The following is a 16,241-nucleotide window of genomic DNA, read 5'->3' on the forward strand; positions in this document are numbered from 1 at the left end:
ACTTAGGTAACGGTACTAACGTAACTGCTGCAGATAACGTAACAATTACGTCACCAAATGGTTCTACAAATATTGAAGGTACAAATATCACTGCAAATGTGGCAATTGATATCAGCGGTAAAGAGATCAATATGAATAACTCTAACCTATCAGCTGGTAACATCCACACTAACGCAACTGATGGTAACTCAACAATTACCAACAATAACTTCGATACAGTGAACTTAACGGTTGACGCTAATGGTTCGAATACCTTTACAGGTAACAACCTGAACATTTCAGGTAACGTATCTCTAACAGGTGAACCAACTGACTTCAGTAGAAATACTGGTACAATTGAAACTAACCCAATTGTGAACGGTGATGAAGTTAGAACTAGAACTGTTAAGAATGATAACCCTGGCTTAACGATTAACAATGCTTCAGCTGATGTTGCTGATGACATCGTAATTGATCTAAACCTAGATGACTGGTTAGAAGACGAAGCTTCTGATGAAATCCAACGTTCTGGTTTCGCGGATGTAGAAGTACACGATACTCCGCTACCAACAGGTGAAGCGACTTCAGTTTCAGCGCAAAACGTTCAATTATCTACATGTTATGTAACAATTGATAATGTTTACGTGAAATACGGTGTAACTGAGTCAGATATGCAGAACCTAACTACTCTAGAGATTATCGAGAAATACGGAATCAACGGAGCAGATCGTGAGGCATTCACTCAAGCTTGTGAACTAGTTCCAGGTTACCAAAGAACTACATTACCTCGTCACAGTGGTAAAAAAGCTAAGTAGTTCTTGAGACTAACAAGTTCATAGTGTGTAAGTTCAAGTTAAGTTGAAATTACCATTTATACAAAATAAAGGCGGGCTTTATAGCCTGCCTTTATTTTTGGGTAAAATTAACCCCACGTAAAAATAGAAGAGATACTGCTGATACTGATGGTGCTGCTGATACTGCTGATACTGATGGGGCTGATGGGATTCTGGAGCAAGATTCGCTGAAGGTTGCAAGAATTGCTCCCTTGGGTATTGTTACAAAATTCTTTCTCTTGGTGGGAATTCTCTTGAGTAAAATTCTTTCTCTTGGAAAGTAATTCTATTGCACTAGTCCCTAATGTGAATTTTCTTTGCTTTCTTGCTAAGAAAAACTATAGTAATTTTCTCTTTTTTAGTATAATTAAGGGGTAAAAATGAGAGTGGTGAATAAGAATTTACTAGGGACTAGCAAAGCTTGAGAAAGCTCGCTAAAAATGAGGTAATACCTCTGCAGTGGATTATCTTTACAGGGAGATTAAACTAATTTGGAAGAGATAGTTGATTTCCTAGTGCTAACAAGTTTATTAAACTTAAACAGCTGTGTAAAACTACTCTCAACAAATTAGAGTTTATATTAGAACATTGAGGCTATTTAGTATGGCAATTGTACATATCGGTTTATCATGTTACGATCAATTTTTCTTTGTAGAGCGTACTCCTGCTGAGAACGTAAAAACTTTCTCAACGCAATTTTTAGAATCAGGTGGTGGTCCTGCAGGTAACGCTGCTTATGTAACAGGTAAATGGAAAACGCCAACCTACATTTTAACAACATTAAAAGACGACATTTATGGTCGCAAGATTAATCAAGAGCATAATGATATTGGTGTAGATACTAGCTACGTGATTATGAACGATAATCAAGTATCTCCTTTATCAGCTGTTTGGGTAAGTGCAGAAACAGCTGCTCGTACTATTGTTACTCATAAAAACAATGGTGACAAAGTTTTAAATACAGAAGATTATGAGCTGTTAAATCAGTTAGCAGATAAATTAAATGCACAAGATGAACAACACATTATTCTTCTTGATGGTCATGAATTAGAAATCAGTAAATACTTTATTCCACGTGTAAAAAATAAAGTAGTTGTAATTGACGCTGATGCAGTGCGTGAACCAGTTATTGAATTATTAAAACACGTAGATTACTGTGTAGCTTCAGAAGAGTTTGCCCAAAAACTAATCAATGAAGATGATTTACACATTGGTAACTTTGCTCGTGCTTTAGAAGAAATGCAAAGACTATGTGCTCCAGGTAACAAACCAGTAATCACTTTAGGTGAGCGAGGTGGTGTTTACCTAGAAGATGGTTTAATGCACGCTTACCCTGCGTATGATGTGCGCGCAGTAGATACTACTGGTGCGGGTGACATTTTCCACGGTGCATTCTGCTATGGGGTAGCGCAAGGTTGGGACTTAACTAAGATTGTTCGTGTTGCTGCTTTAACTTCTGCAATCAAGATCCAAAAACAAGGTGTGCGTAATGCAATTCCTGAAATTGAAGATGTTCTTGATGCTTACAACAGAAAATTAATCCCAGTTAAAGCATTAGATACAATTAACTAATTGTTAATCTAACTAATTTGTTAATCATTAAAAAAGTGGTAGGTGTAATAACCTACCACTTTTTGCGTTCTAGCAACAATCAGTTGCTAAGTTGCTAAGTTGCTGTGTAGCTAAGTAGCTGTAGCAATCCAAGATAAACGCTAGTTTGCTATTTTTCTCATTGCTATGAAGTCAAGTTATTTGGCTAGTTGTTGTGCTTACCTATGAAGTAAAAAATGATCGTAAATTTTCATTTTTCTTATAAAGCTCATCTATAGTGTGATACGTGCAACAAAAGCAGAAAAAAGTTTATATCTTTGTTATTTCTTCATCTTTTTCTTCATATAATAAGAATAGTCAAAAATAAATTAGCGGAGTTAGCGCCAGAGCTAGATTTTATCGTGTTTTTGTTGGCTTTTATTCCGAGCTAGTTGAAGTTTTGCCTAATAAAAATTTTACTTAGGTTGGTTGTAATTAATCAACTAACCGAGATATAACTTGCGGGAAGTAGCTATACTTGCCCCATTTAATTTACATTTGCGTAACAATGAATTTCTAAAGGGGTAATCTATGGCCATTATAAGTATCGGTTTAGCATGTCAAGATGAGTTTTTCTTTGTAGAAAAGATCATAGAAGAAGATGAAAGGACTTACGCTCATACTTTCTTTGCAAGTGGCGGAGGCTGTGCCGCCAACGTTGCCTATCTAACAGCACATTGGGATTTAGAAACTTACCTAGTTACTTGCTTAAAAAACGATAACTATGGTAAACGTATAAGCAAGGATTTAAAAGAAGCTGGTGTTAACACAGACTTTATTATCTGTAATGACCAGCAAGTAACTCCTCTAGCAACGGTTTGGGTAAGTAGTGATACAGGTGCTCGTACCATTGTTACTCATAGTAACAATGGACCTCGCAATTTAAAAGCACTTGATTATATGCGTTTAGATGGTTTACTTAATCAACTTAATCAAAGTGATGAAACGCATATAGTTCTGGTAGATGGTTATGAACCTGAACTCTCTTCTTACTTAATTAAAGGGTTGGACAACAAAATAGTTGTAATGGACGCCTGTGTAGTTAGACCACAGATGACGCCTCTCCTACCTTATGTTGACTATGCAATTACTTCATCACAATATGCCGAAAGAGTAACGCATTACAAAGTAATTCCAGAAAACTATCCTGCAATTCTTCGCAAAATCAAAGAAAGTATCTCTCCTGCTGGAGTAGCAATAGTTACCCTAGGTGACAAAGGTGGTATCTATTTAGAGGGTGATGACCCTGAAATAAAATATTATTCGCCTCTCAAAGTTAAGCAACCGGTTGACACTACAGGCGCTGGAGACATTTTCCACGGAGCATTTTGCTACGGTTTAGCACAAGAGCTTAGCTTAGAAAACTGCTGTAAGCTAGCTTCTTTAACAGCTGGCTTAGCTGTACAACGACGAGGAGTACGTCAAGCCATTCCTAGTTTTAACGAGGTTCTAAGCTTGTTACAGAAGTAGATTGTTAGCCTGCTTCAAAAGTAGAGGTGGAGAGCTAGGCAAGGAAGATGATCAAGATGGAGAGCTAGGCGATTGAGATGGAGAAGTGGAGCGCTGACTTTATTTCTCTGGTAATACTTAATCTTCGTCTGGTAATACCTAATCCTCGTCGCTAATATTTAAACGCATAATTTCTTTTAATTAGTAAGATGGTAAGTACGGAAGAAATTCCTCTAAATAATACGTAAATCAGGGATTACTCTCTTTACTCCCTAATAATACGTGAACAAATCCCCCTAATAACACGTAAATCCAGAATCCCCTAATAGTACAGAATTCCTTTAATAAGATGTTGAAGACTAGATGAAGATGTTGAAGACTAGATACATCTGGTTAGAGTAAAAGGAATTTACTTTTTAATTTAAAGGTCAATTAGAAAAATTGATGTTTAAACAATTTGTTAGCAAAAGTACACCCTTAAACAGTTAATTTAATTTTTTATTTTAAATAGCTAATGGGATTAACTGTTTAAGGGATTTTTTTAAGAGCTTTATGTTTTTTGGAAGCGGAGTAACTAGTAGATACGCTAGTAGATATACCTGTAGCAAAAAGTATAGGAGCCTATGGAAAGAGGCAGATAAGCTGATAGGATCGGGAGATTTAGGGCAGTGGAGCTAGTGGGATAGGTAGATTTGAAGAGGCGTAGGTGCAAACAAACCATTAGGTTAAGGTTTGGTTTGGTAAGATTTTTCTTCACATAATTTTGAAGAAAAAGGTCTTAAGTGGTAAAAGAAAATTTCTCTTTGTAAATGGCTTTTTTGCAAAAAAGCCATAATAGGCTTACTAATTACTAAGGGAATAAAGTTAATTTTTATCTAAGATTTGCATAAAAATGTGACGCGTGACAACTTTTTGTAATTGTCTAATTAATTTTTATTTTTATCACTCTATAATAAAAATATAGAAAAAGGAAAATAATTAAAAAAATTAATAATCTATCATTAAGTTAACTTACTGCTTTAGTTGAATTATTCTCCGATAAGTTATTAATGTCTCAAAAAATAAATTTTATAGTTGTTAAGTTAACTTGTGTTTATTAAGTTAGTGTTCGTAATAAGTTGTAATAATCTTTTATAGCTCCATTATCGCTCTCTATCTTCTTTTTACATTCCTCTACAGTTATCTTCTAGTTGCTAATTAAATTTTAATTAGTAAGCTAAAAAGAAAAAGATGAACTTTCATCTAGTTAGATAAGCTCATTGAAGAGGTTTATAAGAAGAAAGAACTGCTCAGCATAGCAGAAGAAAAGTAAAAGATGAGCAAAAAGTGAGCAAACCTTGAGCAATAAAGATCAAAATATACGAATAAAAAATCAGCAAAGCTAGATTTTTTACCACAGCTAACTTGTAAGTTTTTAGTAAGTCCTTACTAAAATCCTCTCTATTACTTATTTACCTTTGGCAGGAAATCGAACTTACCTAGGTTAGTTTTCTTGGTTAAAGGTAAAAGGTAGTAGGGTAATGACCATAGCAATTAATTAACTTAATTTTAGATTATTAATCAGTAAAGGTTAATTATATGAGTGTTTATCTCTAGTAAATTGATAGAAAAATATAAGTACTTAGCCAAGTTAAAATCCCAAATTTATCTCTTTATAAGCTAAACACTAGGTCTGGTCAACCATCTCACTTAAAAAAGCTAACTTTAGTTAGCAAGGAGGCTTCTATGGCGCTAGACAGAAGACAACAATCTATGGATCCACGTAAACTTGAGCAAGAATATACTCCTGAACAAGTTGTTAATGATGAATCTTTAGAACATGAGTTTTCACTCAAATCTCATGGTCGCTTAGCAATTAATTCCTTTGAGGATGAACATCCACCTGCAAAACGTCGTTTCCGTATCGCTCATATGGCAAAAGACGCGATTGTAAAAAATGTAACTCGTGGGGTTACCGGTCTCTTAGTAGCTTTAACTCTATTAGGTTCACTGGTTGCTCTGGTAGTATTCTCAAATGAATAACCTCCACTTACAATTACTTAAGGAGAAAGACTAGCTTTTTACTCCTTTCTAGTCATAGTTGCTTAAGTAAGTTAATTTCTAAGGTGGCTTTAAGCTACCTTAGAAATCTCCCTCTCTGGTATTTGTTTTACTTTTACATTCTTAGGTTTGTTTTTACATTTTTGGATTTCTAAGATTAAATTCAAGTTAATTATTACTCTTTACCATTTTTAGGTTGAGATCTAGATTTAGGTAGAGATTGAGATCTAGATTAAGACCTAGTTTTAGGTATAGATTTAGATACAGTTTCAGGTAGAGATTTTGGATAGAGACTAATTAACTTCAATTTACTTTTAGAAGACAATACTATCAAGATGATAGTTAACTGACAAAGTAACCAAACCATAATTGCTTACAGTTATGTGTGTCTCCTTTATTATTTTGTTGTTTGATTAAATCATGATAGTCTCCTCTTTCCTCCCCATGCTTAAATGCTTTGAGAAAATCTACAAAGATAATGTTATGCCTGTTTGCTTATTTAACGCATGGGGGGAGTTTTACCTTAGGTATTTAGGTACCATTGTAAAACTAAAGAGTTGACCTAATAAATCAAGATGTTAAATCAAGATAACAACTCAAGATAGTAAAGGACTTCCCCCCTAACCAACAATTAGGAAAAAACCTTAAGTCATGTGAGACTAGGACTCACAAGCAAAGAAGTATTTAGATAGAGTTGGATAGAATTAGAGAAAAAGGGTAAAGTCTAAATTCCCCCCTTCCTTTATAAATTTAAACTTTACAAGAAATCATTTTGTTTTGGACAAAGATCAGCTTTTCTCAAATTCTTTCTTGCTACTTTAGGTATAACCTTGTTTAGACACAACTGACTTTAAGCAACTTTGAACAATATAGATGGTACACATTGAAAGTACGCCTTTAAGTACAAGTAAGTGTACAAGCATACTTAACCATTGTTCAAACTCCCGTATTCTACATAATGTGTAGTTATTAAGCTCTGATGTTATTTAGTTTTAGGCTAGAAAAGTGTTTGTCATGTAAATTAAACTCTAGTAAAAAAGAAGATTTTCTAGCTTAAAGCTTTTTGCCAACTAATTGAAACAATTGCAATCAGTTGCAACCTGCTGTAACCAACGGCAACAAACAGACGCTTAACTTAGCATTATAGAAACTGATTATTGATTAAATGCTAATCAATAAAGCCAAATGTAAATATTACACATGGCTAAAATGACAAATTAAACTAGTTTGGTAACCCTATAGTTATTAGTTATTCTATAGTTAGTTAGCTTTAGTGAGATTAAGTAACTCATTGAGTTTTTAATTGAACTAAGTTGTTTACTATTCTAGTTATCTGGACTACTTATACTTTTAGGACTTGCTACTAACAATTTGTTGGTAGTGGGTTCTAGGTTTTCTTTCTTCTCTACTAATTACATTAATGATTTAAGATCTAATTAAGATTTAACTAAGATCTGTTTAAAATCTGTTTAAGATCTAACTAAATCTAACTACCTAACTAAGAGCAAATTAGTAGCTTTATAGTTAGCTAACAGTTATTAAGCATATAGTAATAGGGTAGTTGACACAACTATCACTAAAGTTGAAAGGAACACGAGAGGTTAAATATACTAACAATTTACTTTTAGTCTATATCCGATTTTTTAAACATCGGTAGGGTAGATATTTTTAAAAAAAATTTATCTTATTGATTTGAGTTTATACGGTAGAGGTACTAAGCATTTGCTCAGTACCTCTTTTTCTTTGTATAAACTATCACCCCAAGCAAAAATAGAGAACTCGATTTTGTATTTTTGCTCTTTTAACTCGTCAAGGAGGCGACTAAATGACTAATTTAACTAAAAGTGAACTTTTAGATGTTTACCGCAAAATGCGTACAATCCGTGAGTTTGAAGATAGACTTCACTTAGATTTCTCTCGTGGTAACATTCCGGGATTTGTGCACCTTTATGCTGGTGAAGAGGCAGTAGCTGTAGGCGTAATGCAACATTTAAACGATGAAGATCGTATTGCAAGTACCCACCGTGGACATGGTCACTGTATAGCCAAAGGTGTAGATGTAATCGGCATGATGAAAGAAATCTATGGTCGTTACGATGGCGTCTGTCATGGTAAAGGTGGTTCAATGCACATTGCTGACCTCTCCAAAGGTATGATGGGCGCTAACGGTATTCTAGGTGCTGGTGCTCCACTAATTTGCGGTGCAGCTTTAGCTGCAAAATACCGTGGTAATGGTGCTGTGGGTGTTACTTTCTGCGGTGACGGGGCAGCAAACCAAGGTACGGTATTAGAAAGTTTAAACCTTGCTGCTATTTGGAAACTACCAGTTATCTTTGTGTTAGAGAATAATGGTTATGCAGAATCTACTGGACGCGACTATGCAACAGCTGCAGAGTCATTTGTAGAGCGTGCAAAAAGCTTTGGTATCCATTCGGTTGAAGTAGATGGTAATGACTTCTTTGCAGTGCACAAAGCTGTAGGTGAATTAATTGAACGTGCACGTCGTGGTGAAGGTCCTGCATTTATTGAGTGTAAAACAAATCGTTTCTATGGTCACTTTGAAGGTGATGCGCAAACTTATCGAGCAAAAGGTGAGATTGATGAGCTTCGTGCAAATCATGACTGCTTACAACTATTTGTTTCTCGTGTAGTTTGTGAAGACTTACTAACTAGTGAAGAACTAGAAGCAATTGATCAAGAAGTAAAAGACTTAATTGAACGTTCTGTTGTTGAAGCAAAAGAAGCTCCTCTTCCAGCAGTAGAAGAGTTATTAACAGATGTTTACGTAAATTATTAAAGGATTTGTTTTATGCAAAATAGAATTACTTTTAAACAAGCTATCAATCAAGCAATTGACCAAGAAATGGCTCGCGATCCAAATGTAATTATGATCGGTGAGGATATCGTTGGTGGTATGGGTACCCAAGGCGAAAAAGACGCATGGGGTGGCGTACTAGGGGCAACTAAAGGTCTTTACGGCAAATACGGTGATCGCTTACTTGATGCACCTTTATCAGAATCAGCATACATAGGTGCCGCTATCGGGGCAGCAGCTTGTGGTATGCGTCCAGTAGCAGAGTTAATGTTTATTGACTTTATGGGGGTGTGTTTTGATCAGATCCTAAACCAAGCTGCTAAATTCCGTTACATGTTTGGTGGTAAAGCACAAACTCCAGTAACTATCCGTGCTTTAGTAGGAGCTGGTTTTAGTGCAGCAGCACAGCATAGTCAAATGTTAACACCGGTGTTTACTCATATCCCTGGCTTAAAAGTTGTATGTCCTTCTTCTCCTGCAGAAGCAAAAGGTTTATTAGCTGCTTCAATTCGTGATAATGACCCAGTAATCTTCTGTGAGCACAAAGCTCTATATGGTATGCGTGAAGAAGTACCTGCAGTTGACTTTGTGATTGAGCTAGGTAAAGCAAATGTTTTACGTCAAGGTACAGATGTTACTTTTGTTACTTACGGCTTAATGGTACACCAATGTGTGGAAGCTGCGAAGATCCTAGAAAAAGAAGGAGTGTCTGCAGAAGTAATTGACTTACGTACCCTTTCTCCACTAGATATTGATACAGTTTATCAGTCAGTAGAGAAAACTGGTCGCCTAGTGGTAGTAGACGAAGCAAGTCCTCGTTGTAATATCGCAACTGATGTTGCTGCGCAAGTAGGACAAAATCGCTTCAAATACCTCAAAGGTGCAATTGAAATGGTATGTCCTCCACATACTCCAGTACCTTTCTCTGCTCCACTAGAAAAAGCTTACTTACCGTCAGCTGCAAAAATTGTTGAAGCTGCTCGCAGAACTCTAGCTTAATCTCTTAACCATCACACAAATATTTTAATTAAGGATACTTTATGTCAAAAATTATTCCAGTTGTAATGCCAAAATGGGGACTAACTATGGAAGAAGGCGTTATCGATGCTTGGTTAGTTAACGAGGGTGACCAAATCTCAGTAGGTACTCCAATTGCAGAAATTGGGACTGATAAGATTTCCAATGTTTACGAAGCACCAGATGCTGGATTATTTCGTTTAAAAGTAGCACAAGTAGGGGAAACTTTACCTGTGCAGGCTTTAATAGGGGTGATAGCTCCTGCAGATGTAAGTGACGCAGAAATTGCAGAGTTTGTGCGCACTTATGTACCAGAAGTTGCCGAATAGCAACTTATTAAGTTAAACTTCAACCTCTAGCTAGCTAACACAACAGTGGACGTAAACGTAACTAACACAGACAGACCTCAACTTGGACCTCCATTGTTGGTATGCAGCTGGCTAGACAAAGAGAATAACTTATACCGTTCAATTCCCCCTATAGCTTGACTATAGGGGGAATTTACTTTGTGCAGTGCTTTTAGTGCTAAGATATTAGTTAGTAGTGCAAATAACGTATAGCATGTAGCACAGTAACGTATAGTACATAATGCAATAGGTATAGCACAACATAACGCAATAGTGTATAGCACAACATAACGCAATAGCGTAATCATCAAAACTTAGAGGAGCTTTATGCAATTATCGACTTCCTTAACTTTACCAACTTTTACTTTACTCGACCCTGAAGATTTTCCTTATCAAGAATTAGGTTGGCAAGAAGCTGAAGAGCAACTACTGGACTGGTGTATAAATGATAAGAGAGCTTACTGTCTTATTCACAGTGGAGAAAAAGGAGTAGTTGTCCCTCATGGTTATCAACAACGTTTTGCTAACTTCCAGCAAGTACAAGCTGATCTTTTAGCACAAGATAATTTTAAAGTATTTACGCGAACATCGGGAGGTGGGGTAGTTCCTGCAACTCCGGAAGTAATAAATTTACATTTAGTTTATTTGGTTGAGACTGAACACCCGCTGAATGTAGCTCATGCACAGTATGAACTACTATGTAAATTAATTGCTGACTTTTTAGCCGGATACGGTATTGAAGCTAATGCCCAAGCAGTTGAGGGATCATTTTGTGATGGGAAATATAACCTTGCCGTGCAAGGTAAAAAGATAGTTGGTACGGCACAAAAATGGCAAAAAGCTGGTGAGAACTTATATGCTGTACTTTCCCATGCGTTACTGTTAGTTGGCGATAGTGCTTACCTAACAGCTTTAACTAATCAGTTCGAAGAGGCTTTAGGAACTGAAACTAGATATCTCGTTGAAAAGACAACTACGGTTAATGAATGGGTAGATCGCAGTGCTGAAGAGATCTACGAAGATTTTGTCGAGTTTGTAGAAACGCAATACTGTGAAGTTTAGTATTGGCTAGCTTTTGGATTAGAAAGGAATGTTACTAGGTTGAATTGGGTGAAGAAAATATACAGCTATGTAACCAATAAGCTACTAACTAAGTAGCTGTGAGCAATGAGTTAGGTAACCAGCTAAGTAACCAGCTAAGTAACCAGCTAAGTAACCAGCTAAGTAATCTAAGGAGTAAATAATCACTTACTCATCGTATGGGTTTATTTATTTTTTACCTATCAATAAAATTTTAAATAAAAATTTCTGAAAAAAGATTAAGAAATTCTTAGTTTTTGAAAAAAATTTAAATTTTTTATTTAAAAAATGTCATTTTTGAGTTACAAAAATGGTGCTTTAAAGAGATTAGTTTAGTTCTTTGTATGGATATAATTTATTTTTTGATAGGTAAAAGTTTAAATAAAATTAAATTAAGAGTTGTTATTTATCAATTACTTGCTTGTAAAAATAAAATATTTTCTTTAAAAATTGCCAATTTTATAAAATTGGTACTTCTTGGTTACCTCGAGGTAACTTTTGGCAAAGGTAATTTTTTTAAGTTAAAATATACACATAAGGCGAGAAATAGTTAAGTTAATTAAAAATATGCTTTATTTTTTACTAAGCTCAATCTAATCAAGGAGCATTTTTTACTTAACTTACTGTTTGTCATTTATTTTAACTGTGTAAGTTAAATGAGATTAACTTGTAAGAATTACCTTTCCCTAACCAAGAAAGGAAAAATCTAACCAATTTTTTTCTTACAAGCAAGCAAATAATATATCCAGTTCTCCTAACCAAAGAACTAAAAACTTTCTCTTAGTATCCCTTAGTTTCTTAAGTATCTTAAGGTAGTAGGTAGTAACGTATTGATCAACTAACCACTGATTGCATACTAAATAACCATAATAACCATAACCAATAACTGCTACTCAAGTGCTACCCAAGTGTTACTCAAGGTATACAAAAAAGCCTAACCAACTTTTTATAGAGACAACTACAAACTTAAATCATAAAACATTCAAACATAGGAACTATAAACGGAGATTAACCACAATCCTTTATTAGTAACCAAGTTACTTTAATTTAGAGAAGGATTAATTTTATGCAAAATGATTGTGATTGTTGTTGCTTAAGCAACTGTTAAAACCCATCTAGCGTAAGTTGAATAACTTAAACTAGATGGGTTTTTGCATGTCTGGATTTTGAGCTTTGAGCTATTCTTCTAGGCGTTGCTTAGTTATACATATTTTAACCCCAGCTGCAATCTATGAATTAACCCCTCTCTGTAGGTAGGTGAATCTCTTAAAGCATTAGCAAAGTTTTTAAGCTTTAAATTATGGTCAAAGTGGTCAAATATTTCTGCAAAATAACCACAATATTATTGTGTGTATTATTGCTATTTTATTTATCCACACTTGTTACTTGTTGCTTTTCCTCTCCCTTGGTAAACTCCCATAAGTGCGGGTTTATTAGTGCAAAAATTAGAAAAATCCTCAAGCAATTCTAAGATCTAAATTAGTGTATTTTCTTGCTTTTTGAGGTCGCTAATTTGACTAACTACCCAACCTATGATATCATGGAGGTATATTTGGAGGTTGCTAGGGCTGCCTCTAAATGTTTGTATCTCAAATTATTATCTGCTCTTACCGGGCAGTCTCTTACAGGCGATATGCCGTGTAAGAGCAGGTAAATCAGACATTAATAATTAAAGGGAGTTTTGTTTTGTCTTTGGCAAACTTTATTAGACGCGTGTCTTCTTTTAACCCAACCGTAATTACAATTACGATGGTTTTAGTGCTCGCGTTAGTTGTAACGACAATTGCCTTGCCAACTCAAGTTAGTAACTTATTAAGTTGGGCACAGGCTTCGATTTTTGCAAACTGGAGCTGGTTTTATGTTCTAGCTTTCTCTGTGTTTGTTGGTTTTTTACTAGTACTATGTTTTAGTAGTGTAGGTAATATAAAACTAGGTGCACAGGACGAAGAACCAGAATTTAAATTCCACTCATGGATGGCGATGCTATTTGCTGCTGGTATGGGTGTTGGTATTATGTTCTTCGGAGTAGCAGAGCCTTTAACTCACTTCCACTCAAGCATTACCACCGGTTCAACTGAGCAAAGAGCTCAAGAAGCAATGTTACAAACATTCTTCCACTGGGGTATTCACGCTTGGGCAGTGTATGGTATTATTGCCTTAGCTTTAGCTTACTTTGGTTTCCGTTACAAACTACCTCTATCATTAAGATCTTGTTTCTACCCTCTATTAAAAGACAAGATCAATGGTAAACTTGGTGACATCATTGACGTATTTGCGTTAATCTCAACCATGTTCGGTATTATTACTACTCTTGGTTTTGGAGCAATGCAAGTAGGTGCGGGGTTAAAACAAATTGGTTTAATTCCAGATGATGGTTATATTGCTCAAGTAATGATTATTGTGGTAGTAATGGCAATTGCAATTACTTCTGCAGTAAGTGGGGTAGGTAAAGGGGTTAAAATCCTTTCTGAGATTAACTTAGTTTTAGCATTAATTCTGTTAATCTTTATCCTTTGCGTAGGTCCTACGTTATACATACTATACGCATTTAGTGATAACTTAGGTACTTACTTAAGTAGCGTAGTTGATTTAAGCTTTAAAGCATTTGCTTATGATAGTGCTAATTCAGGTTGGTTCACTGGTTGGACTGTATTCTATTGGTCTTGGTGGGCAGCTTGGTCACCGTTTGTAGGTTTATTTATCGCGCGTATCTCACGTGGTCGTACAATCCGTGAGTTTATCTTCGGGGTACTAGCTGTACCAAGTTTATTCTGTGTACTATGGTTTACCGTATTTGGTGATAGTGCATTATGGATTGAAACACACGTGGCAAATGGTGCATTAGGAGAACTAACTGGTCGTCCAGAGATCTTACTATTTAAGTTCTTTGAATACTTACCATTACCTACGGTAACTAGTATTCTGTCACTAGTACTAATTTCATTATTCTTTATTACGTCTGCCGATTCAGGTATCTACGTATTAAATAACTTTGCTTCACGTGATAAATCTCTAGCTGCACCAAAATGGCAAGCAGTTATGTTTGGTTTAACAATTGTAATTATTTCAGTAGTATTACTAGGTACTGGTGGTCTAGGTGCTTTACAAACTATGACCCTAGTAGTTGCTTTACCATTTACCGCTTTACTATTAATTATGTGTATTAGCTTATGGAAAGGTTTAGCAACCGACAAGAGATACTTCGAAGCAACAGAAGCAAAAACTCCAGCTTGGAAAGCAAGCACATGGCGTGATCGTTTAGAGCAACTATTAACGCAAAGCCAAGAAAAAGATGCTTTACAGTTCTTAAAACGTGTAGCATTCCCAGCAATGCGTGAGTTAGAGCAAGAATTAGTAAAAACTCATGATGTTTCTGTAGATATCCAAAAAGACTTTAGTGGAGAAAACCCAGAGATTTCATTTGTTATCCACAAAGATAACTTCCGTGACTTTACCTATGGCATTAGAGTTAATGTTTATGAAGAGGATGAACAATTAATTCAAGATGGTCAATTAGGTTTTGTACAACACAGTCACACTTGGAAACCTGAAACATTCTTCTTTGATGGACGTCAAGGCTACGATGTTCAATACATGAGTAAAGATGAGTTAATCGCTGATATTCTTACTCACTATGAACGTTACTTAACAACGATTTCAACAGACGCTAAAGATTTCGTTTCGCATGAGCAAACAGATCTAGCGGAGTAACAGATCTCTCTAACGACAATTAAATATTAACGGAAAATATTGTTGTTAATGTTATCGGGACAGTTGGTGTTTACCAACTGTCTTTTTTCATGCCTAGAAGTTAGGGGTGAGGGAAGTAAAAGTTTCAGGGAGCTGTGGAAAGGTGAAACCATAAAAATAAAGGTTAAGGTGTAGTAGGTAAGCGTTTGTGTGGTTTTCCTTATAGGGTACATCTCAAGACTGCTAAACATTTGGTAGGCAGTACAGTTACGCATTTGGGAGACAATACAGTTACGCATTTAAAGGAGTGTACGCTTACGTATTTAGGGCTGTGCAGTTACGTATTTAGGGGATAGGATAGCTTAAGGTACGCATAGGTGAGTATAGGTACGTATTGATAGGTTAAAGGAAAATATGGCAATGATGCCAATGATTTAAACCTATGATCTAAGTTGTTGATTTAAACAAACGAATAATGTAAAAAATCCCGAGACTTCGCAATCTCGGGATAAATACTTAATAAAGAGCATTATTAGACATAATGCACGACATGAATTTTAATATGAATAATATTTACAACTTTAACTTCATTACCTTTAGTGGCAGCTAAAGGGGTAGTTAGTACTGGCATGCTACTAACTAGCCAAAGTAGACTCTCAAACTACTTTATGAAGCTGCAAGAGTAAACTATTAGATAAATCTCATTCCCTTAATTCGAGAGCTGGCATACCTCTCTAGGTTAAGGTTGGTAAAAATATAAAGATTCTATTAAAAATGAATAGATAGATAAATATACACCAATATATAAATAAATTATATAAAAGGAATTCTGTATTTAGTTAATAGCAATCCTTATATTTGCTGAAAAAGATTTAAACTAGGTTGTTTAAATTTTAAAAATGTTCTTGGCATTAAACATTTTTGAAATTAATAAAAGCTAGTATATCCGCAGTAAAGCAGAAGTTCAACTAAATTTTATCTCTTGCTATTTGTACCTAAGATATAATGCCGAAAAATTTATTTTCAAGTAAATTAAAGCAAAAAAGTTGACATTGTCTAGAGAAAACCGGTTTTTTAGTAGTGGGATTGATAAGTTTAGCTTATTCATCGCTATACCTTTTTTCTAGAGAGTGGGGGTAAAGAGGTATTAGCGTTAACTTACGGAATATAGCCAAAAGTTAGAGAGTTTAGGGGGTAAAATGTTTTTTAGTCCAAAGAAAACAACTTCCAAACGATAAATAACACTAGAGGATTTATAAATTTGTCTTGAGTTATAAAAGTGGTCAAATATTTTTTCAAAAATTTTTAAATTTTTTGAAAATAAATTGCAAATATTTTTATTTTTGAACCAACTTCTAAAATTTTTTGTAAAATAATCCAACTAGAAACTAGAAACTAGAA

The 16,241-nt window shown here is 35.1% G+C and carries 9 protein-coding genes; all 9 read left to right on the plus strand.

Features of this window, described 5'->3' with window-relative positions; translation table 11 throughout:
- Nucleotides 1-794: hypothetical protein (locus tag CKF54_RS08150; protein ID WP_222987525.1), on the plus strand; the 794-nt coding region annotated here is incomplete at its 5' end.
- 621 nt (nucleotides 795-1,415) lie between these two features.
- Entirely contained in the window at nucleotides 1,416-2,384 is a 969-nt protein-coding gene (locus CKF54_RS05055) for a carbohydrate kinase family protein (protein WP_119525274.1), read from the plus strand.
- Between the two features lie 549 nt (nucleotides 2,385-2,933).
- A complete protein-coding gene (locus CKF54_RS05060) occupies nucleotides 2,934-3,872 on the plus strand; it encodes a carbohydrate kinase family protein (protein WP_119525275.1) in 939 nt (312 codons plus the stop codon).
- 1,704 nt (nucleotides 3,873-5,576) lie between these two features.
- Nucleotides 5,577-5,873 (plus strand): hypothetical protein, encoded by a 297-nt coding sequence (locus CKF54_RS05065; protein ID WP_119525276.1) that lies wholly within the window; start codon nucleotides 5,577-5,579, stop codon nucleotides 5,871-5,873.
- Between the two features lie 1,843 nt (nucleotides 5,874-7,716).
- The gene (locus tag CKF54_RS05070) at nucleotides 7,717-8,688 is read left to right on the plus strand and encodes a thiamine pyrophosphate-dependent dehydrogenase E1 component subunit alpha (RefSeq protein ID WP_119525277.1); all 972 of its coding nucleotides are present in this window, start codon (nucleotides 7,717-7,719) and stop codon (nucleotides 8,686-8,688) included.
- A gap of 12 nt (nucleotides 8,689-8,700) precedes the next feature.
- Entirely contained in the window at nucleotides 8,701-9,705 is a 1,005-nt protein-coding gene (locus tag CKF54_RS05075) for an alpha-ketoacid dehydrogenase subunit beta (protein ID WP_119525278.1), read from the plus strand.
- A 41-nt stretch (nucleotides 9,706-9,746) separates the two neighbouring features.
- The gene (locus CKF54_RS05080) at nucleotides 9,747-10,052 is read left to right on the plus strand and encodes a biotin/lipoyl-containing protein (protein ID WP_119525279.1); all 306 of its coding nucleotides are present in this window, start codon (nucleotides 9,747-9,749) and stop codon (nucleotides 10,050-10,052) included.
- 345 nt (nucleotides 10,053-10,397) lie between these two features.
- Nucleotides 10,398-11,132 (plus strand): biotin/lipoate A/B protein ligase family protein, encoded by a 735-nt coding sequence (locus CKF54_RS05085; RefSeq protein WP_119525280.1) that lies wholly within the window; start codon nucleotides 10,398-10,400, stop codon nucleotides 11,130-11,132.
- A gap of 1,704 nt (nucleotides 11,133-12,836) precedes the next feature.
- On the plus strand, nucleotides 12,837-14,861 hold the full coding sequence (locus CKF54_RS05095; RefSeq protein WP_119525282.1) for a BCCT family transporter: 2,025 nt from the start codon (nucleotides 12,837-12,839) through the stop codon (nucleotides 14,859-14,861).
- The last annotated feature ends 1,380 nt before the right edge of the window (nucleotides 14,862-16,241 follow it).

The sequence above is a fragment of the Psittacicella hinzii genome, assembly GCF_003585885.1.
GTDB lineage: Bacteria > Pseudomonadota > Gammaproteobacteria > Enterobacterales > Psittacicellaceae > Psittacicella.

Coding starts and splice junctions, on each gene's coding strand:
- CKF54_RS05055 (WP_119525274.1), top strand. CDS start 1,416: ATGGCAATTGTACATATCGGTTTATCATGTTACGATCAATTTTTCTTT.
- CKF54_RS05060 (WP_119525275.1), top strand. CDS start 2,934: ATGGCCATTATAAGTATCGGTTTAGCATGTCAAGATGAGTTTTTCTTT.
- CKF54_RS05065 (WP_119525276.1), top strand. CDS start 5,577: ATGGCGCTAGACAGAAGACAACAATCTATGGATCCACGTAAACTTGAG.
- CKF54_RS05070 (WP_119525277.1), top strand. CDS start 7,717: ATGACTAATTTAACTAAAAGTGAACTTTTAGATGTTTACCGCAAAATG.
- CKF54_RS05075 (WP_119525278.1), top strand. CDS start 8,701: ATGCAAAATAGAATTACTTTTAAACAAGCTATCAATCAAGCAATTGAC.
- CKF54_RS05080 (WP_119525279.1), top strand. CDS start 9,747: ATGTCAAAAATTATTCCAGTTGTAATGCCAAAATGGGGACTAACTATG.
- CKF54_RS05085 (WP_119525280.1), top strand. CDS start 10,398: ATGCAATTATCGACTTCCTTAACTTTACCAACTTTTACTTTACTCGAC.